The organism is Halorientalis brevis (assembly GCF_042678165.1).
Lineage (GTDB): Archaea > Halobacteriota > Halobacteria > Halobacteriales > Haloarculaceae > Halorientalis > Halorientalis brevis.
In genome coordinates this window covers 291,671-316,133 of sequence record NZ_JBHUDJ010000006.1, presented here as the reverse complement: position 1 = coordinate 316,133, position 24,463 = coordinate 291,671, and the positions used below count along the sequence as shown (strand labels likewise).

Here is a 24,463-nt window from a genome sequence, read left to right as displayed (position 1 = left end):
CCTACCTACCGTCCTCGTCGCCGACCTCTCCGTAGGCCTGTGCGTAGCCGCTCGCGTCCTCCTCTGTGCGCTGTTGCTCGCGCTGGCGGAGGCTCTGGCGCGTGAACTGCGGCTTGGCTCTGATCCCCGACTGCTCGCGGAGCGACCAGTAGACGAGACCGAGCGAGAGGGCCGCACCGCCGACGGCGACGCCCGCTTCCGGCCGGTCCCCGCCGAGAAAGAGGACGAGCGCGGCGAGCACTGACCCGACGAACGTGAAGCCGAGGACGACCTGCTTGGCCAACTGGTCGAACACGTCGCTCTCGTCACGGATGGCGGTTTGCACGCGGAGGTCGTCGCGGTCGGCCGACTCGAGGACGCGTTCGAGGGTCGGGCCGGTCGTCACCAGCGCTCGCGTGAGCGCTTCGAGTTCCTCGCGGGCCTGCCCGAACGCCTGTTCGACGCCCTGCTGGGCGTATCCTTCCTCCCGGACGTAGTCGGTGATGAGCGCGATGAGGTCGAACTCGGGATCGAGCGTCCGGCAGACGCCCTCTAGCACCGTGGTCACGCGGACGATGAGCGCCAGTTCCTGGGGCAGGCGCAGGGGGAACTCGTACAGCTCTTTCTGGAAGTCGGCGACGAGTTGCTGGACGCGGTACTGGTCGACGTCCCGGCCGCGGAAACTCTCGAGGACGAGCTCGAACATCTCGCGCATGAGCCGTCGGTCGGCCGTCGGGTCGAGCGCGCCCATGCCGACGAACGCGTCGATGAGGCCGTCGATGTCGTTGCGAGCGATGGCGACGTAGAACTCGAAGATCTCCTCTTGCAGGCCCGGACTGATCTGGCCGGTGATGCCGAAGTCGTAGAAGACGATGGTGCCGTCGTCCTGGACGGCGAGATTGCCGGGGTGTGGATCGGCGTGGAACAGGCCGTGTTCGAGCACCATCTCGATGTAGGCTTCTTCCAGGCGAACGACCAGTTGCTCGCGGTCGATGCCTTTCGCGTCCAGCGTCTCGGTGTCGGTGATCTTCGTGCCGTCGACGTACTCCATCGTGATGACGCGGTCGCTCGAGTGCGAGTCGATCGCTCGGGGCACCCTGATCTTCGGCTCGTCCGCGAAGTTCTCGCGAACGGTCTGTAACATCCGGGCCTCGTGGCGGTAGTCCATCTCCTCGCGGATGGTCGCGGCGAACTCGTCGGCCAGGTTCTCCAGGGTAAAGGCCTGGCCGGGTTCGGCACCGCGGACGAGGAGTGGCGTCAGCGCGTCGATCACCCGGAGGTCCGCCTCGACGCGCCGACGGATGTTCGGCCGCAGCACCTTCACGGCCACGCGCTCGCCCTCGACGCGCGCGGTGTACACCTGGCCGAGACTCGCGCCGCTGATCGGCTCCGTGTCGAACTCGTCGAACGCCTCGTCGACGGGGCCGAGTTCCGCCTCGAGGATCGGCTGCACCGCCGCCCAGTCGGCCGGCGGGACGCGGTCCTGGAGCCGAGTGAGCACCGCGATGTACGGGCCGGGGAGCACGTCGGGACGCGTCGAGAGGATCTGGCCGACTTTGATGAACGTCGGTCCCAGCGCGACGAGGGTGTCGAGCAACCGCTGGGCACGGGCGACCTGCTGGTCGGGGGTGACCGATCGGCCGCTGCCGAACAGGAGGAAGCGGCGTTTGTCGCGCGCGTACGTGAGAACGAGCGGGAGGAACCGCCAGGTGACGACGAGCAGTCGCCATGCCACGCGCAGTCGGAGCCAGCGCACGTCGGTGTGAGCGCTGGGGTCGGACCGCGCGTCGGCCGCGTCGCTGTCGGTGGTTTCGTCACCCCCTGGCGTGGCCGCTGACGGCTCCGACATCGTCGTTTGGCGGTCTACGACGGGCTGACGGAAGGCCGTGGTGGTTCCGCCGTCATACGGACTGTTGCAAGTCATGTCCGCATCGACCGCCCGATACCGGTCGGTCGTCGCGGGAAACAGTTACGACAATCCGTCTCCGTCCTGGATCGCGTCGGGGCGGACCCGGAACCGGTTGTAGCCGCCGTGAGAGAGTTCTAGGGAGCCGAGCCACCAGTTCCAGCGCTCGACGAGGTCGTGGTCGTCCGGGGCGTCCTGGAGGTTCGAGACGACGTCCTCGGGCGTCAACTCGAACCCGAGTTCGTCCGCGATCTTCCCGGAGTCGGCCAGGTCACGGGCCTGCCTCCCGACGACGCGCCGGGCCTCCTCGCTCCCCTCGAACGCGTCGGCCAGTGCGCGATCTAGCTCTTTACTGTCCACGTACTAACTGGAGGGCCGAACGTACTTTACCCTCTCGAAGGCGGTCGATCGTCCACGGCAGCCCTGTGGGGCGACTGGCACGTCGATGACTGGTCGCGCCGGGCAACTGCAGTTCGACAGGGTTTTTATTCGGGACGGACTGTTTTCGGCCACCAATGGCAGATTTCACCGTCGTCGTCGCGGACCCGGAGAACGGCGACAGTCACCAGCTGGACGCAGAGGGACAGGACGCGAACCGATTCATCGGCCGCTCGCTCGGCGAGGAGGTCGAGGGTAGCGCCGTCGGTCTCGACGGCTACACGCTGGAACTGACCGGTGGCTCCGACACCGCGGGCCGACCGATGCGAAGCGACGTGCGCGGCGCCGGCACGAAGGCAGTGCTGCTGGACGGCGGCACCGGCTACGAGCCGAGCCGTGACGGCGAGCGCAAGCGCGTGACCGTCCGCGGCGGCGAGATCAGCGAAGAGACTCGCCAGATCAACGCCAAGATCGTCGACCGCGGCTCCCAGTCCGTCGAAGAGCTGCTCGGCGGCGACGAAGAGTAGTGCCAGAGCGCGTTCCCAGCGACCACGACGCCGTCGATACCCACCGGGCGACCGTCGAGCGCGTGGGGCGGACCGACCGCCACAAGGTCGTCGTCCCCGACGCTGCGGCCGACGCCGTGCCGTCCGACGAGGTCGTCCAGGTCGTGTTCGACGAACAGACGTATCACGCTCGCGTCGAGCAGGACCTCGACGGCGTGCCCGTGTTCAAAGGCGCATACGACACGCCGACGCTGGCACGCTCGCCGGGCGACGGAGAGAACAGACTCGCTGAGTGGGTTGCGGGAACCAGCGTGGCCGTCGGCGATTCGGTGCTGCTGGACGTCGTCACGGACGGATTCAAGTTCGGACTGCGCGCACCCGGCGAGCGGGCGGTCTACGAGGCGACGGAACCACCGAACGACAGCCTCGCTTCCATCGCGCGCGACCTCGACGGGTGACTGCTCCCGACTCGATATTCGGCGAACGCTTTTAGGTGTCGAAGTGCTGTCACCAACTACGGCTGTGAGCACGTAACGCTCAATACTCGTCCGTCCAAACAGCGAGTATCAGACAGCATCGTACACATGTCGGAATCAGTGATTGCGGATTTCGTCGGTAAATTCAACACGAGCGCCGCTGCCGGTGGGGCCGAACCCATCAGGGGGCGCATCCTTCTCAGCAAGAAGCGACTGGTGTTGGCGACTGATTCGGACAAACTGACGATTCCGCTCTCGAGGATCTTCGACGTAGCCGTCGGGAAAGTGCCGCCGGATTTCGGTGCCTTCTTCGACTCGACGGTGACTATCGCGTTCAACACGAACAGCCAGCGTCACATCGCGGCCGTCGAAGCCAGCGACGAGAAAATCGAGAAGTTCTCGACGGTGCTGTTCAAGGTCCTGTTGAACGGGACGACCATGATGGTCAAACACCCCGCCCAGATCGGTGGCCGGGTCACCGGCGAGGAGTTCTACACCGCGAAGCTGCTGCTCAAACGGCGGAAAGTCGTGTTCAAGGGTTCCGACACGTCGTTCACCGTCGACCTCTCGACGGTGACGAACTTCGACCAGAAGAAACGCGAAATCGCCGGCGCGTCGCGGGAAGTGCTGTCCGTCCGGCACATGCAGAACGGCCAGGCGGTCACCTCGCTTGCGGCGATCGACTCCGCGCGCAAGATGAGCCTCCTCGGGCGGTATCTCCGCCTGGAGTACAGCGAGATCACGGAGGAACTGGAGGACGTCGAGCTGTCCGAGGAGGAAACCGAACTCCTCGTCGCGGTTTACTCTGCCGACCCCGGCGTCTCCCTGGCTGGCATCCTCGACAAGGAGCCCAGCCAGGTGACGATGATGCTCAACGACCTCACGGAGCAGGATCTGATCCGGGACGGCACCGACAGTACGCAACTCACGGCGAAGGGTCGGATCATCGTCAGCAACAAGCTCGAAGACGTCAACGTTTGAGGCGCACCGACGCCACGTCCGCTACCGCTCGTTGATCGCGTCGCTCGCGATGTTCCGGCCACGCGCTTTGAGCGTGACTTCCTTGCGGGTGCGGACTTCCTCCAGAATGTCGAGTTCGATGAGGCGGTCGTACACTTCCTCGACGCGGTCGACGTCCATGTCGACGAAGTTCGGAATCTCGAACGGCGACACGCCGGAATACAGCGCCATCAGCACCTCGTGTTCGCGTTCGCTGAGGTCGGCGTTCACCTCCGCGCGCTGTTCGCCCTCGCGGAGGAGACTGTGGAGAAAGGACATGTCGCGGCGTTTGCCCGACAGATGCGTCTGGACGCTCGTGCTCGCGCCTTCGGTGTGTTCGACTTCGAGGACGAGCCGCTCCTGGTCCATCACCGTCCGTTCGCCTTGCTCGACGCCGCCGATGTCGTCGAGATCGATCTCGATGAACTTCCCGTTCGACAGCGCGAGGTCGACCTCGCCCTCGTCGACCTTGAGTCGGCCTTTCTGCCACTCGGAGTCCTGGATCACGCCGCCCTTGACGGCGGGGTGTTTCGCCAGGATAATGCTCTGGTCGAGCAGGGCCTTGAACAGCTTCGTCTTGAACTCCTCGGTGTTGTCCGGGGCGACGAGCATGACGTCCTTGCCCATCTGGAGCGAGAGGTAGCCGGACACCTGGGCGATGGTCTGGTTGACGTCGACGCGGCCTTTCAGGCCGTCGAGTTCCGAGAGCGCGATCGTCCGCTTGCCCTCGTTGCTCACGAGCACGATCCGCTTGTTCGTGAGGATAATCCGGCCGTTTTGCCAATCGATGTCGTTGAGTCGTCGCCCGTTCTTGACTACCTGGGCGAATTTTCCCTGCGAATCATCGAGCTTGTGCTCACCCTCGCTCATGCGTCGTAGCCGATATTATCGGATCGTTTGTTCCCGGATGGTATTAACTTTCGTCTCACTCGCCCGTTCGAAACACGGGGTCGCTGACACATTACTGCACTCCTCGGCCACCGAGCTTCGAGATGGCCGCGAACGCCTTCTTGCGCATCTGCTCGTTGTCGGTCTTGTCGATGAGGTCGTCCAGTCGTTTGCGACTGCGCTCGCCGCCGACTTTCCCCAGGGTGAACACCGCCTGGGCCCGGACGTCGTCGTCGTAGCTCTTGTCGTCGACGACGTCGAGCAGTCGCGTTTCGACCTGGGTACCGCCGATCTCCGCGAGGCTCGTCGCCGCGAACTGAGCCGTCATCTGGTCGTCGTCGTCGAGCGTGTCGACGAGCGCTTCGACGACGCGGCTGTACCCCTCGCTGTCCGTGCCGGTGACCCGCCCGAGCAACCAGGCCGTGTTTCGCCGCTGGCGGTTCTGGGTGCTCTCCTCTAGGATGTCCACCAGCGGGACGATGACGCTCTTGTCGTCGGTTTCGTTCAACTTCTCGACGACGGTCTCCCGGATCTGGTGGCTCTGCTGGGTCGGCACGTTCGAGAGCAACTCGATGATCGAGTAGACGGCCGTCCGGCGCACCGAGGGGTTGTCGTCGGAGAGCGCCTCGATCAGGCCGTCGACCGGTTTGGCGTTGCCGAAGTTCCCCATCGCCCCGACGGCGATTCGCCGGATCACTGCCCGCTCGTCGTCGAACATGTTGAGCAGGGCGTTCAGCGCCTGGCGGTTGCTGATGGTCCCCAGCGCCTCGGCGGCCTCCTGACGGACCTGGGCTTTCGGGTCTTTCAGCCGCTCGATGAGCGCGTCGCAGGCCCTGGCGTCTTCGATCCGGCCGGCGGCGCGGGCGGCGCGTGCTCGCACCCGCGGGTCGGGGTCGTCGAGCGTCTCCAGCAACTGCGGGAGCACGTCGGCCTTCCCGAGTTCGCCGATCGCGTTCGCGGCGGCCATCCGCAACTCGGGGATGTCGGCGTTCAGGGCTTTCGCGAACGCCTTCGCCTTCGCCCAGTCGGCCTGCTGGTCGTCGCCGAGCTCGATGCCCGCGAGATCGGAGATCAGTTCCTCGATCGCGGGCTGGCCGATCTCGTTGAGGGCGTCGATCGAGGCCGACGTGACCTTCCGGCTGTCGCTTTCCTCGACCATCTTGACTAGTCGCCCGGTCACGTCGTGGCCCTCCCGTGTCTCCTCGTCGAACTCGCCAAGGATCTTCGCGGCCCGTGCCTTCACCTCCGGGTTGTCACTGGTTCGCGTGACGCTCAACAGCTTCTCGACGTTGCCCTCTCGCTCGAACTGGAACAGTGACATTATGCTTTCCGGTAGATCCGATGTCGTTTGTCCTCCGCCTCGAACGTGTCGCGACACTCGTGGGGGAGCGTCTCGGTCATGCCGATGACCAGGTACCCGCTGTCACGGAGCGACCCCTCGATCGTCTCGAAGATCGGCACCTTGTACTCCGTGTCGATGTAGATCAGCAGGTTGCGACACAACACGAGATCGAAGTTCCGTTTCGGGTCACCGCGGATGAGGTCGTGTTTCTCGAAGGTGATGAGGTCTTTGACCTGCTCGCGCATCTCGAAGCGGTTGCCGTCCTGGTCGACGTACGGCTCGTAGTCGTCCAGCGGCGCGAGCTCCTCGGCGATGTCTGTCGTCTGGGACGTCTCGTAGACGCCCGCGCGTCCGATCTCCAGGGAGTCCTCGCTGATGTCCGTTCCCAGGATCGAGACGCGCCGATCCTGAATGTCGGGGTCGTCGAGCGCCAGCATGGCGAGCGAGTACGGCTCTCGGCCGTCGGCACAGGGCGCGCTCCAGATGCGCACCTTGCGACGCTCGTCGGTCAGGGTCTGCAACACCGACCGGATCCCCTCCCACGCCTCGGGGTTCCGGAAAAAGCCCGTCACGTTGATCGACAGCGAGTCGAGCAGCGAGTCGGCTTCCTCGTCGTTGCCCTGCAACTGCGAGAGGTACTCCTCGTAGGTGTCGGCTCCCGTGCGGCGCATCCGTGCGGTGATCCGCCGGTCGAGATAGGCGTCGTTGTAGAACCCGGTCTCGAACCCGACGTCCGCCTCGATGTAGTCGAGCAATCGGTCGAACGCTTCTGGCGACTCCTGCCTACTGTCTGTCATTTGTGTGGAGTGTCAGGGTGTTGGGTGTGGGTGACGGCCGGGAGCGACCGGTCGCGTGCTCGCTTCACAGCGTCACCACGTCGAGGATGTGGACGATGTTCCCGTCGCCGAGCACGGCGGTCCCCGAGAGGCCCGGCGTGCCACTGAGGATCCCTTCGAGGGGCTTGACGACGACTTCCTCCTGCTGGGTGACGGCGTCACACTGGAGTGCGACCTGTCGCTCGGACTCGCGGATGCGGACGAGCATCCCGTCGCCGTTGGTCTTGGCGTTCGGGACGTCGAACGCGTCGGCGAGTTTCACGATCGGATAGATCTCGTCGTTGTGTTCGATGACTTCCTCGCCGTTGACGATCTTGACGTCGTTTTTCTGGCTGATCTCGTCGATGTTCTTGATCGGGACGCCGTACTGCTCGTCGCCGACCTGGACAAAGAGGACCTTGACGATGGCCATCGTCACCGGCAACCGCAGCGAGACGGTCGTCCCCTCGCCGGGTTCGCTGTCGACGCTGACCGACCCGTCGAGCTGCGTGACGGTGTCGTGGACGACATCCATCCCGACGCCGCGCCCGCTCGTGTCGGTCACTTCCTCTTTCGTCGAGAGCCCCGGATGGAACGCGAGGTCGTAGATGTCCGACTCGTCCATCTTGTCGAGCTCCTCTTCGGTTTTGAAGTCGTGCTCGATCGCCTGCTCGCGAATGTCCTCGACCGCGAGGCCGGCCCCGTCGTCTTCGACTTCGATGATGACGTGGTCGCGTTCCCGGGTCGCGCGCAGTTCGACGTTCCCTTCGCGGGGTTTGCCGAGTTCTTCGCGCTCTGCGGGCGGCTCGATGCCGTGGTCGACTGCGTTTCGCAGGATGTGCATCAGGGGGTCGGAGATTTCCGTCAGGATGGTGCGGTCGAGTTCGATGTCCTCGCCCTCGATCTCGAAGTTGACCTCCTTGTCGAGTTCCCGGGCGAGGTCCCGCACGAGTCGCGGGAACTTCCCGACGACCTTCTTCAGCGGGATGAGCCGCATGTCCATCACCGTGTTCTGGAGGTTCGCCGAGATCTTGTCCAGCTCGTTCAAGTTCTCGCTGGCGCTGTCCATGTCCCGCTCGTCGACTGCTCGGCGGAGCTTGATTCGGCTCGTGACCAGCTGTTCGACCTGGCCGTGGAGTTCGTCGAGCTGGTCGACGTCGACCCGGACGGACTTGATCTCGTCGACGGAGGAGTCGGCCGACGAGGCCGACCGACTGCTCCCGCCGCTACTGTCGCTGTCGTCGCTCTCCTCGCTCTCGCCGATGTCGTCGATCTCGGCAACGCCGTACTCGTCGAGTTTGCTCGTGGTGTCGAGTTCGGACTCGATCGCGTCGGCGTCGTCCGCGTCGACGAGCAGGTCGAACCCGTCGTCGTACTCGCCGTTCTCGATGTCCGCGCGGTCGGGCGACGCCGCGAGCAGCTCGAAGGCGCCGGCGACGGACTCGACGACCAGCATGCCGTCGACGCCCTTCATGTCGCTGTCGCCCATCTCGATGCGGACCTGATAGGCCGAGTCGGCGTCGACGCCCGCGTCAGCGAACGTCGATTCGTCGACGGAGACATCGTCGTCGCCACTCGTTGCCGCCGTCTCGACGTCGTCGCTCGTGTCGTCACTCGTGTCGTCTGTGGTGGCGTCGCCCGCCGGCGGCCCGTCTTCGAGCACGCCGCGAATCTCGTCGACCATCTCGCTGGTATCGGTCGAGGACTCGCCGTTCTGTTCGATCTCGCCGACGATGACTTCGATCTGGTCGACGCCGTCGAAGATCATGTCCATGATCTCCGGGGTGACCTCCATGTTCCCCTCGCGCATCTCGTCTAAGAGGTCCTCGACGGCGTGGGCGAGGTCGCTGGCGTCGTCGAACCCCATCGCGCCGAAGTTCCCTTTCAGCGTGTGGGCCGTCCGGAAGATCGAGTCCATCGCCTCCTGGTTGTCGGGGTCCGACTCCAGGTCGAGTAGCGAGTTGTTCAGTTCCGTGATCGCTTCCTCGCTTTCGCGGATGAATGCGTCGAGATATTGTTCGTCAACCATGATTAGTTCTCCTTGGTAATCGTGTCGACAATGCCGTCGGCGATCTCGTCTAAGGGGAGCACCGTATCGACCATCCCCGTCTCGACCGCGCGCTTGGGCATCCCGTAGACGGCCGACGTCGCTTCGTCCTGTGCGAGCGTCTTCGCACCGGCCTGCTTGAGCGCCCGGATGCCGTCGGCCCCGTCGTTGCCCATCCCGGTGAGGATGACCGCCGTCATGGGGCCGTCGATCGTCTCGGCGGCCGACTCCATCGTCACGTCGACGGCCGGCCGAACGCTGTTGACCGGCTCGGTCTCGGTGAGCTTCACGCGGAGCCGCCCGCTCGCGTAGTTGGACACCACCATGTGTTTCCCGCCGCAGGCGACGAGCGCTTCGCCGCCACCGATCCGGTCGCCGTCAGCGGCCTCCGTGACGTCGTAGGCACTCCGGTTGTCAAGTCGCTGTGCGAACCGACCCGTGAACCCGTCGGGCATGTGCTGGACGATGAGGATCCGGAGGTTCGCCGCCGCCGGCAGCTCCGAGAGGATCTGCTCGACGACGGTCGGACCGCCGGTCGACGACCCGATGAGCAACGTCGCGTTCTCGACGTACGTCGCGTCGGTCGGGTCGGCCGTCGTTCCTGCCGAGGCGTCGGCGGTTGCACTGCTCCTTTGGCTCTGCGCGGTGCTTTCCTTCTCGACGGTTTCGACGGCCTGGGCGTAGGCTTCGTCCGGCGTCGTCGTGCTGGATTTCGTCCCGACGGAGACGTCGACGCTGGCGACCGAGGTCACCATGTCGACGAGCTGGTCTTCGAGTCGGGACATCTCCATCGACACCTCGCCGCCGGGTTTGGTGAAGAAGTCGACTGCACCCTTCTCCAGCGCCTGGAAGGTCACGTCGGCGTTCTCGTCGGTGTGGGCCGACAGCATGAGCACTGGCGTCGGGTGCGCCGACATGATCTGCTCGACGGCTTCGATGCCGTTCATCTCGGGCATCTCGACGTCCATCGTCACGACGTCGGGGTCGTGTTCGTCGACGGCCTCGACGGCTTCCAGTCCGTTTTTCGCCTGCGCAACGACTTCGACGCCACCCGTCTCCAGGATGTCCGAGATGACGCTCCGCATGAAGTGCGAATCGTCTGTGACGACGGCTCGCGTCGTCCCGGCCGTCGCTCCTACCATACTACCACCGCGTTCTCGCGGGCGCGACGTGGCGAACGACCCTCACGTCGCGACTCAGAAGCCGGCTGGACGACCGACTGGCGCTCGAAGCGGCGACTACAACTCTCACGTACCCGGGCTGTCGCCATCCTTATGTTCTGTTGTCAGCGTACCCGTGAGCTACCAATAAAGACACCGCCTCCGTAATCAAATGTGATAGCCCAGGAGTCACGCTTAAGTCCGGTTCGTGGCATCAATCTGGTACCAAGCGTGGCTGCGCGCGGGCGCGGTCGAGGTGAACGGACATGTCACAGGCTACACCCACGAACGACGCCGACGCGACAGGGCAGGTACTCGAGTTCAAACTGGGCTCGGAGACGTACTGTGTCGACATCGACTACGTCACCGAAATCGTCGACGTCGGTGACCTGACGGATCTCCCGAACGCGCCGGCGTACGTCAACGGCGTGATGGACCTTCGCGGTCGCACGACGGCGATCGTCGACCCGAAGACCATCTTCGACATCGACGAGGCGGACGCCGACAGCAAACGGATCATCGTCTTCGATCCCGACATCATCGCCAACCGGAAGGCCGCCGGCTGGCTCGTCGACGAAGTGTACCAGGTGGTGAAACTCGACGAGGAGACCGTCGAAGACGCTCCGGAAAGCGGCCAGGAAGCGGTCCGAGGCGTCATCAAACACGACGACGACGAGGCCGACGACAGTTTCGTCATCTGGGTCGATCCGCAAGCGGTCCACCGCTGAGGTCGCACCCCGGCCGCGCGGGACGGAGAATTTTTTCACACCGATGACGGATGCTTTTTTAATTCGCGACCCATAGAACCTTCCAACCAACCAATGGTAGAGCTAACCAAGACGGGTATCGACGGACTGGACTCGATACTCAACGGCGGCATCGTGCGGAACTCGACGACGCTCGTCAGCGGCAACCCCGGGGCTGGCAAGAGTATCCTGGGACTGCAGTACATCTACAACGGCGTCAAGATGTTCGACGAGAAGGGTATCTATCTCTCCTTCGAGGAAAACGCGGAGGACATCCGCGAGGCCGCCGAATCCATCGGGTTCGAGGACTGGGCCGACTACGTCGAGCGCGGTGACATCAAAGTCTACGACAAGCAGGTCCTGCTGCGCGAGAACGACTTCTCCTCCTCGCTGGACATCCTGCTGGACGACATCCAGGACGAAGACTACCAGCGGCTCGTCCTCGACTCGCTGACGATGTTCCAGCTGTTCTTCGAGAACGAACAGGAGAAGCGAACGTACCTGCTGAAGTTCACCGACATCCTCCGGAAGAACGAACTGACGACGCTGATGACAAACGAACAGGGCTCGATGTCCCCCGACACCGACGTCGGCCTGGAGAACTACCTCACCGACGGGAACATCTACCTCATTCAGGCACCGACCGAGTCCGGCGTCAACCGTTACGTCTGGGTCGCGAAGATGCGCAAACAGGACATCGAGACCGACATCTTCCCGATGGAACTCGAACACGGTGGGATCACGGTCCACGAGAACGCCAGCGCGTTCTCGATGATGAGCGAAGAGGAATCGCCGATTTAAGAGCTTTCTACGTCCGTTATTGCCTTCGATAACGGGCGTAACGGGCCCATATGCTGACGTCGTCGTCTGAGAATTCGGTCGGCAGTTCGTTGTTATGGAGTTGTTATTCTGCTTCTCTGACCCGTCAATTTTATACTTTAGAAAATTCATTATCTGATAATAGATGCCACCAGCAGAGATACTCAGGACGCTCGGGAACAAGTACAGCGCGGAGATACTGGAGGCGACGGACGAACCCCAATCGGCGCAGGGGCTGAGTGAAGAACTCGATATTCCGATCGCCACCTGTTATCGGCGCATCGACGAACTCACCGAGCACGATCTCCTCGAACTCCACGACAACATTCTCTCTGACGACCGCCGCCGGATCAAGGTGTACCGGCGGAACGTCGAGGAGATCACCGTCGACTTCGCGAACGACCTCTCGGTGTCGGTCGAAGAGCGTTCTGAAGTGACCAACAAACTCGACGAAGCCTGGCGAACCCTCTCGGAAAGCTAACTTCTCTGGTGCACGCGCGATTCAAGCGGACCCGACCGTCCTGATGCGGTTTTCGCCCTCTCTGTAACCTCGTATTATCACCAGAGATATTTTCAAGCATGGATTTAAGATGGCCCCGTCTGTATAATGGCGTATTGAACGATGGTTGAGATTGTCGAACTCCTCTACGCCGTCTCCACCCTGGTCTTCGTCGTCGCTGGGCTGACCATGGTCGGGATGGCTATTCGCGCGTACGTACAAACATCTAGAGATGCGATGCTTCACCTGTCGATCGGGTTCTCGCTCGCAGTTGCTGGTGCAGCGGCGACGATGATCAGTGCATTTCTGACGAACTTCGACGGGGCCAAATCCCTCCTGCTCGTGAACAGCGGCCTGACGACGTTCGGTTATCTGTTCGTGATGTACAGTCTCGTCACCTACGAGTAGGCCGAGCGAGCTGGGTTTCTGCTGTTTACATCCCTGATACCCGCTCTTTTTCTGTGAGAATCGGTTCTCATCTGTGGCCGTCCCAGGAAATTGCCCCGGAATTAGCCTGCGAGCGTCTCGAGAAAATCGATCGAGCAGGACTGCATCGGCGATTATCGACATCTGTCCCGATTTTCAACATCTGTTTTTCACCTTTGATAATTGGCAGGTCAAATTTATCACCCAAGTCCCAGATATATCGCCTATAGTCCGGGCCGGTAGCGGAACCATCGCTCGGGCACAGGTGATACCCATGTTCGACATGAACGAAGAACAAAAAGACGAACTGAAAGAACGGCTTCGCGCACAGGTCGGGATCGGTACACTGATCGTGTTCATCGCGATGGTGCTGGTCGCGGCGATCGCGGCTGGTGTGCTGATCAACACTGCAGGCTTCCTGCAGAGCAAGTCCGAGCAGACTGGACAACAGGCCGGTGAGCAAGTCACCAACCGACTGCAGGTCCTGCAGGTCAGTGGGGAGAAGACAAGCACTTCAATCACACCCCCTGACGAGCCTGAAAGGATCGGTTCCGTCACGATGGTCGTGACGAAGGCCCCTGGTGCGGAAGACATCGCGATGCGCGGCATCACGATGCAGTGGGTCGACAACGACGGCACCTACGACATCGTCCACGAGGAAGAGTACAACGACCAGGACGGGAAGTTCGCACAGGAGGCCATTAAGGACGAGGACAACTCGGTTCGGAACTCCGATTCGCCGGTGATCAACAGTCCGGACGACCGCATCAACCTCGTCATCGACATCGGGGAATCTGACGACCTCGGTGCGTACAATGACGACCCGGATAGCGAGGACCTGATTCGGGACAGCGGTCTCGAGGAGGGCGAAACGGCATCGATTCGGATCACGACCGCATCCGGGACTGCCTCGACGGTCCAGCTGGTTGTGCCCGAGTCGCTGAGCGGCAAGACGGCTGTCCGACTCTAAACCTGTACTCTTCTCTGATTTTCTTGGTCGTGCTACCGCTAGGTACATTGATTATGGATTAGCTTTTGCCTAGCAAACTACCTGTTCTTTGAATGTGGCGGTGCCGGTGTAAAATCCATAATCATAAATGAAACTCTCTGCCATTTTCACATGTGATATTTTTCGAGGTGGGCTTATATACGATTCATGATTAGACAGTGACACGGCCCGAGTGAACGGTGGTTCATCACTTGGGTTTGTGATACCCATGTTCGATATGAACGAGGACGAACGAGAGGAACTGAAAGAGCGGCTCCGTGCACAGGTTGGGATCGGTACACTGATCGTGTTCATCGCGATGGTGCTGGTTGCGGCAATCGCGGCCGGTGTCCTGATCAACACGGCGGGCTTCTTACAGAGCAAGTCCGAACAGACTGGACAGCAGGCTGGCGAGCAGGTGACCAACCGGCTGCAGGTCCTGCAGGTCAGTGGTGAAAAAACTGAGAGCTCTGCTGACGATGAGATCGGTGCGGTGACGATGGTCGTGACGAAAGCGCCCGGGGCAGAGGACATCGCAATGCGCGGGATCACAATGCAATGGGTCGACAATGAGGGTACTTACGATCTCGTGCATGAGGAGGAATACACTGACCAAGACGGTCAGTTCGCACAGCAGGCGATCAAAGACGAGGACAACTCGGTTCGGGATTCAGATTCCCCTGTTATCAACAGTCCTGATGACCGAATCAATCTCGTTATCGATATCGGCGACACTGATGACCTCGATGGTTACTCATCGCCCTATCCTGACCAAGAAGATATAATTAGGGATGGGCATACTGGTCTCGAAGAAGGTGAAACAGCCTCGATTCGGATCACGACCGCGTCTGGGACTGCATCGACGGTCCAGCTGGTCGTGCCCGAATCGCTGAGCGGCAAGACGGCAGTCCGCCTCTAAACCCGAACCCTTCTTTCCGTATTTTTCACCTGCTGAGCTACAGCTCTTTCTACGTCGAATAGAGGGCGCTTACTCCGCTTACAGTAACGCGGTGATTCCCCGTGAAGCTCTTATGGAGTGAACGCGAACAAAACCTATCAATTTGGTTAAAAATCCCACTTTCGATCTCGTGATTATTACCATACGATAGTCTTCTGATCACCGGTTACGGCTATTTTTTTTCGTGATATTTTGCGAGGTGGGTTTATATAGTGCCCCTGTTTTGACACTGGTACGGCCCGAGTGAGTGTCGATTCGTCGCTTGGGCATGTGATACCCATGTTCGATATCAACGAAGACGAAAAAGAAGAACTCAAAGAGCGGCTTCGCGCACAGGTCGGGATCGGGACACTGATCGTGTTCATCGCGATGGTGCTGGTCGCGGCGATCGCGGCTGGTGTGCTGATCAACACGGCAGGCTTCCTGCAGAGCAAGTCCGAATCGACTGGACAGCAGGCCGGTGAGCAAGTCACTAACCGCCTGCAGATCCTCCAAACTAGTGGACAGAAAACAGGGACCTCTGGTGACAATGCGATCGGTGCGGTCACGATGGTCGTGACGAAGGCTCCGGGTGCAGAAGACATCGCGATGCGCGGCATCACGATGCAGTGGGTCGACGACGAGGGCACCTACGACATCGTTCACGAGAATGAATACAACGACCAAGATGGTACGTTCGCACAGGACGCCGTCAAGGACGAGGACGACTCGGTTCGGGACTCCGACTCGCCGGTGATCAACAGTCCGGACGACCGTATCAACCTCGTCATCGACATAGGTACAGATGACAACTTGGACGCATACGAAGGTGATGACGCACCTGCTACTGTTCGTGACAGCGGTCTCGACGAGGGCGACACCGCGTCGATCCGAATCACGACTGCCTCCGGAACCGCGTCGACCGTCCAGCTGGTCGTGCCCGAATCGCTGAGCGGCAAGACGGCAGTTCGCCTGTAAGCTCGCAGCAACGTTTTCTTTTTTAGCAGCAACCTGTACGGTACTGAGTAACAACCAACGGAATTATATTCATTCGTCACGGAGTACCATACTATGCCCTCGGGCCTGGACGAGGACGCAGACGTCGAAGAGGGGCCTGTCCTATCTCCGGAGGAACTCGACATCTCGAACGACGAGCGCGTCAAGGAGATCGACGACGGGCGCTACGTCGTCTCGTCGGGTGGTCCCGTCTCGAATCAACAGTCCGAACCAGCCGGTGAGTTAGAGTCGGGTCCGTCCGACTCGCCGGCGCGAGACGAGTACAAGACCGGACCGAATCCAGCGATCGAACAGAACGACGATCCGACGCCGCTGGAAGCCCCACCAAACGACGAACCCGAGCCGCCGGCACCGTCAGATTCTCTCGACGCCCGATCGGTCCACAACTGGCTGTCGGACGATCTCCAGGCCGCGAACTCGGAGTACGCGTTCGACATCACGGCGAACTTCGGCGGTGACGTCTCCCAGCAACGGATGGTCTCGAACGACGTCGTCACCACCTTCGAGACGCTCGTGATGTGGTACGCCCAGCAAGTCGATCGCAACACGCCCGTTGAACAGGTGCTCGGTATCCTGCTTATGGAAGCGAACGTGCCCGTTCGCTATCCACCGAAAGCAATCCGGCGCGCGCTCAAGTCGACGAGCCTCTCGGCCGACGACACGATCGCCGATCTGATGCGGGAAGTCAAGGAGAATCAGGGCCTGCAGCTGTGACGGGCAGTGTGGTCGTCCGAGCGTTTTAGGTAGCTCCCCTGTCAACATCGAACGAGATGGACTTCGTGTGGCGCGTCCGCGCTCTGACGATCGGCGTGATACTGTTCGTGCTGCTGATCTCTGGCCCGGCAGTCGGAGTCGTCGATCTGACGCCCGAACAGTCGAGTCCGGACAGCCTCGGCGACGGAACGGCCGACGTGACCATGGCGTCGGACCCGGCGAAGGACCTCCGAATCGACGAGGGTCGGTTCGGAACCGGCGTGTACTACCTCCGAATGCCGCCGGCAGTCGTCGACGTGTCGTCGATCGAGGGCCGACCGCAACTCACGTACAAGGTGTCGGTCCCGGGGCTGGATTACACGGACTCGACGTCCGAAATGGTCGATTCGACCGGCCGAACCACAGTTCACCTCGATGATCGGGCCTTCGCCCCGAAATCGATCAAAAACGACTCCTATCGGGCCGAGGTGGTCGTGCGCGTCCAGAGTTTCGAGATGGATACGGTCGTCTATCACCGGAACGTCACGGTGACGGTCGACGACTGACGGATTGGGGACGCTCTCGATTTTACCGGACGAAACTCTCGACGTGCAACCGTGCTGAGATACGTCAGACGTGACGCTTGCCGGCGGAATCTCGGGGATATCTCTATCAATCTCGATAATCTGTGGGAAGCGTTTATTGGGATATTCGGAAAAGAGAGTGACGAGCGAATATGCCAGAGGTACTGATTGCGGACGATTCGGAGTTCATGCGGAACCTCCTGCGAGAGATCCTGGAGGAGGACCACCAGATCGTCGGCGAGGTCGAGAACGGAGTCGAGGCAGTGGAAGTGTACAAAGAGGAGTCGCCGGACCTGGTGATGATGGACATCGTGATGCCCATCCGGGACGGCATCGAAGCGACGGACGAGATCAAAAGCTCCGACCCGGACGCGACGGTCATCATGTGTACCAGCGTCGGACAGGAAGAGAAGATGAAAGAGGCCGTCAAGGCCGGCGCGGACGGGTACATCACGAAACCGTTCCAGAAACCGAGTGTTATCGAGGCTATCGAGGACGCAGTCGGAGCGTAAGGGAGCCGATGAGAGTCGACATCCAGTCGCTGGAGACGTTCAACCAACTGGCCTACGAGGGTGCCGAGCAAGCCACGGCGATGATGGCCCAGATGACGGGCATCGAGGCCGTCGTCGACGTGACCAAGATCACGCTGATGGACCGGGCCGACATCGGTGAGGAACTCGCCGGCCGGGCGTTCGTCGGGATCCAGTTCGCCATGGAGGGCGCGCTGACCGGTGACACGACGCTCGTGTTCGAAGAACAGTGTCGGGACCCGATCGTCGACGCCCTGCCCGGCGGGTCGGGGGACGAGTCGATGGCCGAAAGCAGCGTCAAAGAGATCGGCAACATCATGATGAGCGGCTTCATCGACGGCTGGGCCGACTACCTCGGCACGACGATCGAACACTCGCCGCCCGAGTACCTCGAAGCGACGGGTGCCGACGTGTTGCCCGCGACTGACAGCGACGACTCCGAACAGGTGTTCGTGTTCAAGAGCCAGATCGACTGGCCGGGCGAGGACTTGAACTTCTACATCTACATGCTGCCCGAGTACACGGAGATGACCGACGTCATGGCTGCCAGCACGGAGACGGGCGCGAACGCGATCCCCGTCGACAAGCTCTCCGTGTTCAACCAGATGACCAAGGAGGGCACCCAGAAGGCGGCCGAGAACGTCACTGCGATGACCGGCATCGAGACGGACGCGGAAGTCACCCAGATCAGTTTCGCGCCCATCGAGGACGTGCCGAAGCAGGTCGACAGCAGCGCCTACGTCGGCACCGTCGTGGAGTTCGACGGGATGCCCTCGGGGTATCTGATGATCCTGTTCGACGAAGAGTCGGCGATGAACGTCGCCGAGGCGCTGATGCCGATGGAGCCCGACGGCGACGGGTTCACGTCGATGCACGAGAGCGCCATCGAGGAGATGGGGAACATCATGACCAGCGGGTTCGTCGACGGCTGGGCGAACGTGCTCCAGACGTCCGTCGAACACACGCCACCGAAAGTCGTCCACGACATGGGACAGGCGATCATGGACCCCCTGGCAGCGCAGGTCGGCCAACACCAGAGTCACGCGTTCATCATCGAGTCGCGAATGCAGACGGACGATCTCGATTTCAGCTGTGAGATCCACGCGCTGCCGAACGACGAGGAACTGCGCGCGGCGCTGGAGAACCTGGACGTCGACCGCAAGGACGAGACCGAGGCGGACGTCGAGCGCATCTTCTGACACGAGGGAACAATGAAGGTCTACGATGGCTCAACCGAGACGGGCTCCGAACCGAAACAGGAGCGTCTCAAGGTCGGGATCGCCGAGTACGAAGTGACGACGTCCGGCGCCGACCTGACGACCAGCGGACTCGGATCGTGTCTCGGCGTCGCGATGTACGACGACGTCGCCGGCGTCGCCGGTCTCGTCCACGTCATGCTCCCCTCGGCAGCCGAAGTCGACGACGCCAACAAAGCGAAATTCGCAGACACCGGCATCGAGCTGTTGGTCGAAGAGATGGAGCGCGAAGGGGCAGCCAAACGCCGGATCGAGGCGAAGATCGCCGGCGGGAGCGACATGCTCGACTTCTCGGAGAACGGCTCCGGCATCGGCGTCCGCAACACCGAGCAGGTCGAAGCGACGCTGGCCGAACTCGGAATCCCGATCGTCAGTCGAGACGTCGGTGGGGATCACGGCCGGTCGCTCAGGCTCGACGGGAACTCGGGGGACCTGACCGTCAAGAGCGCGAACAAAGGAAGCCAGGTCATCTGACGCCTGACGAACGCCCGACAGCCGCCCGTCTGACGGTGACAATAGACGCCTACGATCTCAGTAACCAAGTGATACACTCAATAGGATTACACCTGCAGATAGTATTTCTAATCCTGATAATTGCTGGGCCGTCTATGGCCAATTCTGGCGAAAATCTCCACATGAAACGCTAAGCCAGTATCATTTGTGATGATATCGGCGTTAAGTTGAAGTTAATGAGGTCTGTATACCGACAGTGATGAGCAGTCTCGCCGCGAGCCACGTCGTCGTGCTCGTCCTAGAAATCGTAACCGCAACGAGCTCCCCGGTGCCGGACAGTCTGGTACCAGTCCTGGTGACGTTCGCCAGTGGCGCAGTGGGAATGAGTATCAAGAACGTCTTCGATTCGATCATGTCCGACGAGGACGGCGACGGAGGCGACGATCTTGGTGGAGACGACCTCGGCGGTGGCGGCGGCGACGGAGGTGGCCTCATGTCTGAGGAAGGAGACGACGACCTGGACGACCTCGGCGGGCTCGGTGGCGACGACTTCGGTGGGTTCGATGACGACGGTGACGACATGTTCGACGAGGGTGGCGGAGGCGGCGGCGCAGCCACCGACGAACTCGAAAACCGTCTTGACGAACTCGAAAACGAGGTCGGTAGCCTCCAATCGACCGTCAACACCGTCCGAAACGAAAACGAACAGATCGGCGAGCAGGTGACCGACATCGAGGAGAATATTCGGAAGCTGCTCGACATCTATGAGATGGTCACTCGCGGCGTCAACCCGTTCGCCGACGACATCCAGCCGGGCGCGGCCGGCGGTGGCGCTGGCGGCGGCATGGACGCGGGCGGGTTCGGCCTCTTCGACGACGACGAAGAGGGCGAAGAGGAAGAACAGATCGACGACGACATCGCCAACGCGGACGCCGAAGGGTTCTTCGACGACGACCTGACGGAAGACGACGGCGACGACGACGTCGACGATCTGGACGCTGGATTCGACGACGCAATAGACGACGACGGTGGCCTCGAGGACGACGGCGGTGCGTTCGACGAGGACTTCGACGACGCGGGCGACGACATGCTCGACGACGGCGACGGCAGTGACGGCGAGGGCGCAAAGTCGTTCCAGGACCTCAAAGAAGAGTACGAAGAGGGCGACGCCGACTGGGCGGAAGACGGTGAAGCCGAGGATCTCGATGCCGACGGCATGGAGATGGACGACGACTTCGACGACCTGGACGACGAGGGCGACGAGATGTTCGAATCCGGCGACGCCGACGACGTGCTCCCCTCGGCTGACGAAGACGACGAGGACGACGTCGTCACCGGTGACGTCGACGACGTGCTCCCCGGCGACGACGAGGCGGACACGGACGACGTCGTGCCCGCGGACGCTGCCGCGGACGCAGACGACGACTTCGAGGCCGCCGAGGAACTCGACGAGTCGGCCACCACCTCGGAGACGACCGACGATTCCCCGGGCAAGCCGTACCTCAAAACGCTCCCGAGCGGCTACTCGACCGACCTGACCGTCGTCGAGTGGCTCGACTTCCTCATCCAGGAGTCGAACGTCCACGAGGCGTCGCAGGCGATCAACTACTACGAGCGCATCGACTGGATCGACGAGGACGTTGCCGAGGACCTGCGGTCGTTCCTGGTCGCGTTCGAGGACTCTGCCGGCAACACCGACGCTACCCTAACCATCGATCACCACACCAAGAGTCTCCGCTACATCAGCCAGCTCAGCGGCGACGCCGCAGGCACGACGGCGATGCAACTCCTGCAACGTGGTGGTGGTGATGGGCTTCAGCGTTAGCGGATCGGCAGCAATCGTCTTCGCCGGGATGTTCATCGCGTTTAGCATCTTTTACGGAGCAGCCTCGAACAGCTTCGAGCGCGTCGCCGAGGCGCAACACGACAACTCTGATCGAGTCGTCGATCAGCGCAACGTCGACATCGAGATCGTCTACTACGAGCGGAGCGATACGACGCCGAATCGGCTCACGATTCTCGTCAACAACACGGGCTCGAAGGTGGTGAACGTCGAGGAAACCGACCTTATCGTCGACAACGAGTATCTCGTCCCTGATGATACAACAGTTATCCAAACTGATGGATCGCAACCGGACACGAACCTGTGGGCACCGGGCGAGCAGCTCAATATCACGGTTCGAGGCGACAGCCTGTACGAGAGTGACCGCGTCAAGATCGTCACAGAACACGGGATCGCTGACACAGTGATCGTGAGCGGAGAGACCCAGGTGGTGCTGTAGCTGTGGCAGCCGCTGTTTCGCATCGTGTCCACGATAGCGTCGCTGCGGACCGTGACGCCTGTCCGTCACCGGACGGGCGCTCCCGGCGTGGATCCGCGACGCCGAACAGCCGTGAACGTTCACAGCCCGTCTGCCATCCGTCTGACAAAAAGCTGGGATTATTAGTAGATACAGCTAACAACGTTACACCTACAGAACGACTCAGATCAGATGATTTCGGGTCCATTATCACTGTCGCCACAGATAGCGTAACGAAACCGCCGGTTTCCGAAACGGAAGCCGGGTTCAGCAGTTGCTCTCGGCCCGACGGGCCGACTGCTGACCCGCTCGTTACTATATACGATACTGGCGGCGATACTGATATTTGGCCCGCGTGTAAATCCGCGTTCGTAGAACTGCGGAACGGTTCCAAGGCTGGACCACCACGCGTCGCGGTCGTGGCTGGTTCGGGTGTCGCGGCGTTTGCGTTTCCAAACGGTGATGACTCGTGTTAGGCGATTCGCTCACTGACCGACCCCGTTCGCCCCACCGCCAGGCGGTGATGCTGTAATGGCGAGTGTGTCTGTTTCACACATGATCCTGTTCATCGCCTCGATCCTGGTGGCGGCGAGCGTCGTCGGCGTGTTCACCGACAGCATCTCGCAGGTGAGCGAAGCGATCGACCAGCGCGGGGTGTCAGTGAGCGAGGACATACGGACCGACATCGAGATCATCAGCGACAGCGGCTCTGCGGCCGTCTATGAGGACGACACGATCACGATTCACGTCAAGAACACCGGTTCGGAGACGTTGACCGCCAGGCCTGACCAGATAGACGTATTTGTCAATGGAAGGTACAAATCGGCAGACGCCATGTCCGTGAGTCTGGAAGGTGATGCGTCGACCTGGCGGTCTGGCGAAGTTGCAAAACTGGAGATTGAAGAGTCCGGTCTCAGTGGCGATACTCGTGTGAAGGTTATAATCAATCAAGACGAAGAAATGTTTAGGTTCAATACATGAGCGTCGGGACAAAAGACCTGTATTCGCTGGGCATGGAGGATCACGACCGCCTCAACAAGGAACTCGGTGGCGGTATTCCACCGGGGAGTATCGTCCTCATCGAGGGCGACTACGGGGCCGGCAAGAGCGCGATCAGCCAACGGTTCACCTACGGCTTCTGCGAGGAAGGCCACACCGTCACGATGCTGTCGACGGAGCTGACGATCGGCAGCTTCCTCGATCAGATGAACTCGCTGTCGTACGACATGGTCGACCACATCCTGCAGGAACGCTGTCTGTTCCTCCACGCCGACATCGGTGACACGAACACGCTCACCGGTGGCGACGACGAGAGCGAACGGAAGGACCTGCTCAAGCGGCTGATGGAGGCCGAAGTGATGTGGTCGACGGACGTCATCATCGTCGACACGTTCGATTCGATCCTGCGCAACGATCCGAAGTTCGAGGCGCTGGTTCGCCAGAACGAGGAGCGCCAAGCCGCCCTGGAGATCATCGGGTTCTTCCGTGACCTGATCTCCCAGGGGAAAGTCATCGTCCTCACCGTCGACCCCTCGACGCTGGACGAGTCGGCGATCGGTCCGTTCCGCTCGATCGCGGACGTGTTCCTCGAACTCGAGATGGTCGAGGTCGGGAACGACGTTCGCCGTCAGATCTCCGTCAAACGATTCGCGGGGATGGGCGAACAGGTCGGTGACACGATCGGGTACTCCGTCCGCTCTGATACGGGCATCGTCATCGAGAGCCGTAGCGTCGCATAACAGGAGAGCCATGACCGAACAAGGAACCGCCAAACCGTCGGACGAACTCAGGCAGTACGCAGCGAGGCGTCCGCACCTGCAGGAGCACCTGCGGAAGATCAAACAGATCACTGGCGAGTTCCCGATGTTCATCGAAGAGGCCGACGACGAGTACGAAACCGATCGGCCGAACGTCCTGTATCCGGTCGGTGGCCCGATCTTCTGTCACATCTACGGCGACGTCGGGCAGGCGACGAAGTACTACACCGTCGAACCGGAACTCGACGAGACCGAACAGGTCGTCTACGAGAAAGTCCGGGACCGACTCCTCCAGAAGTCCGTCACGAAACCGGCGCCACAGAACGAAGCCGAATACGACGACCGGATCGAAGAACTCCTCCAGGAGACGACCCGGATCAAAGACAGCGAGAACGACAGTTTCTTCGACCGTATTCCGTCCGTGTTCGACATGGGGCAGGTCGAGGTCTCACAGGAGACCTACGAGAACATCCGGTACGTCCTCAACCGAGACATCGTCGGACTCGGCCCGCTCGAACCGATCATGCGCGACCCGGCGAACGAGGACATTCACGTCATCGGGCCTCACGAGACGTACGTCGACCACGGGGTCTACGGCATGATCGGCACCACCGTCGACTTCGGGACGCCCGAAGAGTTCGACCAGTGGTTGCGAAACATGGGCGAACGCATCGGCGACCCCGTGTCAGACTCCGACCCCATCGTGGACTCCACGCTGCCGGACGGGTCGCGTCTCAACCTGATTTATTCGGACGACGTCTCGCTGAAGGGGCCGAGCCTCACCATCCGGCAGGGCGACGAGGTGCCCCTGTCGATCTTCCAGATTACCAAGTGGGGGACGCTGTCCCCGCGCCTGTCGGCGTACCTCTGGCTCTGCCTGGAGAACGAGCAGACGGTGTTCGTGGTCGGGGAGACGGCGTCGGGGAAGACGACGACGCTGAACTCCATCATGGCGTTCATCC

Annotated in this window: 27 protein-coding genes; 20 read left to right on the top strand and 7 right to left on the bottom strand. The window is 61.6% G+C overall.

Annotated features, from left to right (window positions below; all coding sequences use genetic code 11):
- Position 1 precedes the first annotated feature (1 nt).
- Positions 2-1,828 (bottom strand): ABC1 kinase family protein, encoded by a 1,827-nt coding sequence (locus ACFR9U_RS13495; RefSeq protein WP_247380259.1) that lies wholly within the window; start codon positions 1,826-1,828, stop codon positions 2-4.
- 120 nt (positions 1,829-1,948) lie between these two features.
- A complete protein-coding gene (locus ACFR9U_RS13490; RefSeq protein ID WP_247380262.1) occupies positions 1,949-2,245 on the bottom strand; it encodes a hypothetical protein in 297 nt (98 codons plus the stop codon).
- A gap of 155 nt (positions 2,246-2,400) precedes the next feature.
- On the opposite strand from ACFR9U_RS13490, the gene ACFR9U_RS13485 reads away from it, so the two are divergent.
- From ACFR9U_RS13485 to ACFR9U_RS13475, 3 genes are all read left to right on the top strand, one after another.
- A complete protein-coding gene (locus ACFR9U_RS13485; protein ID WP_247380265.1) occupies positions 2,401-2,790 on the top strand; it encodes a 30S ribosomal protein S6e in 390 nt (129 codons plus the stop codon).
- On the top strand, positions 2,790-3,227 hold the full coding sequence (locus ACFR9U_RS13480; protein WP_247380267.1) for a DUF7112 family protein: 438 nt from the start codon (positions 2,790-2,792) through the stop codon (positions 3,225-3,227). The genes ACFR9U_RS13485 and ACFR9U_RS13480 overlap by 1 nt, the downstream gene beginning before the upstream one ends.
- 126 nt (positions 3,228-3,353) lie before the next feature.
- Entirely contained in the window at positions 3,354-4,226 is an 873-nt protein-coding gene (locus ACFR9U_RS13475) for a CheF family chemotaxis protein (RefSeq protein WP_247380270.1), read from the top strand.
- 21 nt (positions 4,227-4,247) lie between these two features.
- On the opposite strand, the gene ACFR9U_RS13470 is transcribed toward ACFR9U_RS13475, so the two are convergent.
- From ACFR9U_RS13470 to ACFR9U_RS13450, 5 genes are all read right to left on the bottom strand, one after another.
- Positions 4,248-5,114 carry a CheF family chemotaxis protein gene (locus ACFR9U_RS13470; protein ID WP_247380273.1) on the bottom strand — a complete coding sequence of 289 codons (867 nt, stop codon included), beginning with the start codon at positions 5,112-5,114 and terminating at the stop codon, positions 4,248-4,250.
- A 91-nt stretch (positions 5,115-5,205) separates the two neighbouring features.
- Positions 5,206-6,453, bottom strand: a complete 1,248-nt coding sequence (locus tag ACFR9U_RS13465; protein ID WP_247380276.1) for a HEAT repeat domain-containing protein — start codon at positions 6,451-6,453, stop codon at positions 5,206-5,208.
- The gene (locus ACFR9U_RS13460; RefSeq protein ID WP_247380279.1) at positions 6,453-7,271 is read right to left on the bottom strand and encodes a CheR family methyltransferase; all 819 of its coding nucleotides are present in this window, start codon (positions 7,269-7,271) and stop codon (positions 6,453-6,455) included. The genes ACFR9U_RS13465 and ACFR9U_RS13460 overlap by 1 nt, the downstream gene beginning before the upstream one ends.
- A 64-nt stretch (positions 7,272-7,335) precedes the next feature.
- Positions 7,336-9,318, bottom strand: coding sequence for a chemotaxis protein CheA (gene cheA, locus ACFR9U_RS13455; protein WP_247380282.1), 1,983 nt, complete (start codon positions 9,316-9,318; stop codon positions 7,336-7,338).
- 2 nt (positions 9,319-9,320) lie between these two features.
- Positions 9,321-10,421, bottom strand: a complete 1,101-nt coding sequence (locus ACFR9U_RS13450; protein WP_379814515.1) for a protein-glutamate methylesterase/protein-glutamine glutaminase — start codon at positions 10,419-10,421, stop codon at positions 9,321-9,323.
- Positions 10,422-10,762: 341 nt separating this feature from the next.
- On the opposite strand from ACFR9U_RS13450, the gene ACFR9U_RS13445 reads away from it, so the two are divergent.
- The 17 genes from ACFR9U_RS13445 to ACFR9U_RS13365 form a co-directional block, all read left to right on the top strand.
- Positions 10,763-11,224, top strand: a complete 462-nt coding sequence (locus ACFR9U_RS13445; RefSeq protein ID WP_247380290.1) for a chemotaxis protein CheW — start codon at positions 10,763-10,765, stop codon at positions 11,222-11,224.
- Between the two features lie 93 nt (positions 11,225-11,317).
- Complete coding sequence (locus tag ACFR9U_RS13440) at positions 11,318-12,043, top strand: RAD55 family ATPase (protein ID WP_247380293.1); 726 nt, start codon at positions 11,318-11,320, stop codon at positions 12,041-12,043.
- A 163-nt stretch (positions 12,044-12,206) separates the two neighbouring features.
- Positions 12,207-12,542, top strand: coding sequence for an ArsR/SmtB family transcription factor (locus ACFR9U_RS13435; protein WP_247380296.1), 336 nt, complete (start codon positions 12,207-12,209; stop codon positions 12,540-12,542).
- Positions 12,543-12,692: 150 nt separating this feature from the next.
- Positions 12,693-12,968, top strand: a complete 276-nt coding sequence (locus ACFR9U_RS13430) for a DUF7521 family protein (RefSeq protein WP_247380905.1) — start codon at positions 12,693-12,695, stop codon at positions 12,966-12,968.
- 301 nt (positions 12,969-13,269) lie between these two features.
- Complete coding sequence (locus tag ACFR9U_RS13425; protein WP_247380299.1) at positions 13,270-13,956, top strand: archaellin/type IV pilin N-terminal domain-containing protein; 687 nt, start codon at positions 13,270-13,272, stop codon at positions 13,954-13,956.
- 256 nt (positions 13,957-14,212) lie between these two features.
- Positions 14,213-14,893, top strand: a complete 681-nt coding sequence (locus ACFR9U_RS13420) for an archaellin/type IV pilin N-terminal domain-containing protein (RefSeq protein WP_247380302.1) — start codon at positions 14,213-14,215, stop codon at positions 14,891-14,893.
- A gap of 318 nt (positions 14,894-15,211) precedes the next feature.
- The gene (locus ACFR9U_RS13415) at positions 15,212-15,889 is read left to right on the top strand and encodes an archaellin/type IV pilin N-terminal domain-containing protein (RefSeq protein WP_247380305.1); all 678 of its coding nucleotides are present in this window, start codon (positions 15,212-15,214) and stop codon (positions 15,887-15,889) included.
- A gap of 93 nt (positions 15,890-15,982) precedes the next feature.
- On the top strand, positions 15,983-16,642 hold the full coding sequence (locus tag ACFR9U_RS13410; RefSeq protein WP_247380308.1) for a DUF7500 family protein: 660 nt from the start codon (positions 15,983-15,985) through the stop codon (positions 16,640-16,642).
- A 56-nt stretch (positions 16,643-16,698) separates the two neighbouring features.
- Complete coding sequence (locus ACFR9U_RS13405; protein WP_247380310.1) at positions 16,699-17,187, top strand: hypothetical protein; 489 nt, start codon at positions 16,699-16,701, stop codon at positions 17,185-17,187.
- A gap of 170 nt (positions 17,188-17,357) precedes the next feature.
- Complete coding sequence (cheY, locus tag ACFR9U_RS13400; RefSeq protein ID WP_247380313.1) at positions 17,358-17,717, top strand: chemotaxis protein CheY; 360 nt, start codon at positions 17,358-17,360, stop codon at positions 17,715-17,717.
- 8 nt (positions 17,718-17,725) lie between these two features.
- Positions 17,726-18,934, top strand: a complete 1,209-nt coding sequence (locus ACFR9U_RS13395) for a chemotaxis protein CheC (RefSeq protein ID WP_247380316.1) — start codon at positions 17,726-17,728, stop codon at positions 18,932-18,934.
- A gap of 12 nt (positions 18,935-18,946) precedes the next feature.
- The gene (locus ACFR9U_RS13390; protein WP_247380318.1) at positions 18,947-19,465 is read left to right on the top strand and encodes a chemotaxis protein CheD; all 519 of its coding nucleotides are present in this window, start codon (positions 18,947-18,949) and stop codon (positions 19,463-19,465) included.
- Between the two features lie 238 nt (positions 19,466-19,703).
- The gene (locus ACFR9U_RS13385) at positions 19,704-21,269 is read left to right on the top strand and encodes a FlaD/FlaE family flagellar protein (protein WP_247380320.1); all 1,566 of its coding nucleotides are present in this window, start codon (positions 19,704-19,706) and stop codon (positions 21,267-21,269) included.
- Complete coding sequence (gene arlF / locus ACFR9U_RS13380) at positions 21,253-21,726, top strand: archaellum stator protein ArlF (RefSeq protein WP_247380321.1); 474 nt, start codon at positions 21,253-21,255, stop codon at positions 21,724-21,726. The genes ACFR9U_RS13385 and arlF overlap by 17 nt, the downstream gene beginning before the upstream one ends.
- Before the next feature lie 549 nt (positions 21,727-22,275).
- Positions 22,276-22,725, top strand: a complete 450-nt coding sequence (gene arlG / locus ACFR9U_RS13375; protein WP_247380322.1) for an archaellum stator protein ArlG — start codon at positions 22,276-22,278, stop codon at positions 22,723-22,725.
- Positions 22,722-23,483, top strand: coding sequence for an archaellum protein ArlH (arlH, locus tag ACFR9U_RS13370; protein WP_247380323.1), 762 nt, complete (start codon positions 22,722-22,724; stop codon positions 23,481-23,483). Before arlG ends, arlH begins: the two co-directional genes overlap by 4 nt.
- Before the next feature lie 10 nt (positions 23,484-23,493).
- The coding region (locus ACFR9U_RS13365) for a type II/IV secretion system ATPase subunit (RefSeq protein WP_379814486.1) at positions 23,494-24,463 on the top strand (970 nt) is incomplete at its 3' end.

Bases quoted from the DNA above. Each gene is read 5' to 3' on its own strand.
- ACFR9U_RS13495 (WP_247380259.1), bottom strand. From the start codon at position 1,828: ATGTCGGAGCCGTCAGCGGCCACGCCAGGGGGTGACGAAACCACCGAC.
- ACFR9U_RS13485 (WP_247380265.1), top strand. From the start codon at position 2,401: ATGGCAGATTTCACCGTCGTCGTCGCGGACCCGGAGAACGGCGACAGT.
- ACFR9U_RS13475 (WP_247380270.1), top strand. From the start codon at position 3,354: ATGTCGGAATCAGTGATTGCGGATTTCGTCGGTAAATTCAACACGAGC.
- ACFR9U_RS13470 (WP_247380273.1), bottom strand. From the start codon at position 5,114: ATGAGCGAGGGTGAGCACAAGCTCGATGATTCGCAGGGAAAATTCGCC.
- ACFR9U_RS13465 (WP_247380276.1), bottom strand. From the start codon at position 6,453: ATGTCACTGTTCCAGTTCGAGCGAGAGGGCAACGTCGAGAAGCTGTTG.
- ACFR9U_RS13460 (WP_247380279.1), bottom strand. From the start codon at position 7,271: ATGACAGACAGTAGGCAGGAGTCGCCAGAAGCGTTCGACCGATTGCTC.
- cheA (WP_247380282.1), bottom strand. From the start codon at position 9,318: ATGGTTGACGAACAATATCTCGACGCATTCATCCGCGAAAGCGAGGAA.
- ACFR9U_RS13450 (WP_379814515.1), bottom strand. From the start codon at position 10,421: ATGCGGAGCGTCATCTCGGACATCCTGGAGACGGGTGGCGTCGAAGTC.
- ACFR9U_RS13445 (WP_247380290.1), top strand. From the start codon at position 10,763: ATGTCACAGGCTACACCCACGAACGACGCCGACGCGACAGGGCAGGTA.
- ACFR9U_RS13440 (WP_247380293.1), top strand. From the start codon at position 11,318: ATGGTAGAGCTAACCAAGACGGGTATCGACGGACTGGACTCGATACTC.
- ACFR9U_RS13435 (WP_247380296.1), top strand. From the start codon at position 12,207: ATGCCACCAGCAGAGATACTCAGGACGCTCGGGAACAAGTACAGCGCG.
- ACFR9U_RS13425 (WP_247380299.1), top strand. From the start codon at position 13,270: ATGAACGAAGAACAAAAAGACGAACTGAAAGAACGGCTTCGCGCACAG.
- ACFR9U_RS13420 (WP_247380302.1), top strand. From the start codon at position 14,213: ATGAACGAGGACGAACGAGAGGAACTGAAAGAGCGGCTCCGTGCACAG.
- ACFR9U_RS13415 (WP_247380305.1), top strand. From the start codon at position 15,212: ATGTTCGATATCAACGAAGACGAAAAAGAAGAACTCAAAGAGCGGCTT.
- ACFR9U_RS13410 (WP_247380308.1), top strand. From the start codon at position 15,983: ATGCCCTCGGGCCTGGACGAGGACGCAGACGTCGAAGAGGGGCCTGTC.
- ACFR9U_RS13405 (WP_247380310.1), top strand. From the start codon at position 16,699: ATGGACTTCGTGTGGCGCGTCCGCGCTCTGACGATCGGCGTGATACTG.
- cheY (WP_247380313.1), top strand. From the start codon at position 17,358: ATGCCAGAGGTACTGATTGCGGACGATTCGGAGTTCATGCGGAACCTC.
- ACFR9U_RS13395 (WP_247380316.1), top strand. From the start codon at position 17,726: ATGAGAGTCGACATCCAGTCGCTGGAGACGTTCAACCAACTGGCCTAC.
- ACFR9U_RS13390 (WP_247380318.1), top strand. From the start codon at position 18,947: ATGAAGGTCTACGATGGCTCAACCGAGACGGGCTCCGAACCGAAACAG.
- ACFR9U_RS13385 (WP_247380320.1), top strand. From the start codon at position 19,704: ATGAGCAGTCTCGCCGCGAGCCACGTCGTCGTGCTCGTCCTAGAAATC.
- arlF (WP_247380321.1), top strand. From the start codon at position 21,253: ATGGGCTTCAGCGTTAGCGGATCGGCAGCAATCGTCTTCGCCGGGATG.
- arlG (WP_247380322.1), top strand. From the start codon at position 22,276: ATGGCGAGTGTGTCTGTTTCACACATGATCCTGTTCATCGCCTCGATC.
- arlH (WP_247380323.1), top strand. From the start codon at position 22,722: ATGAGCGTCGGGACAAAAGACCTGTATTCGCTGGGCATGGAGGATCAC.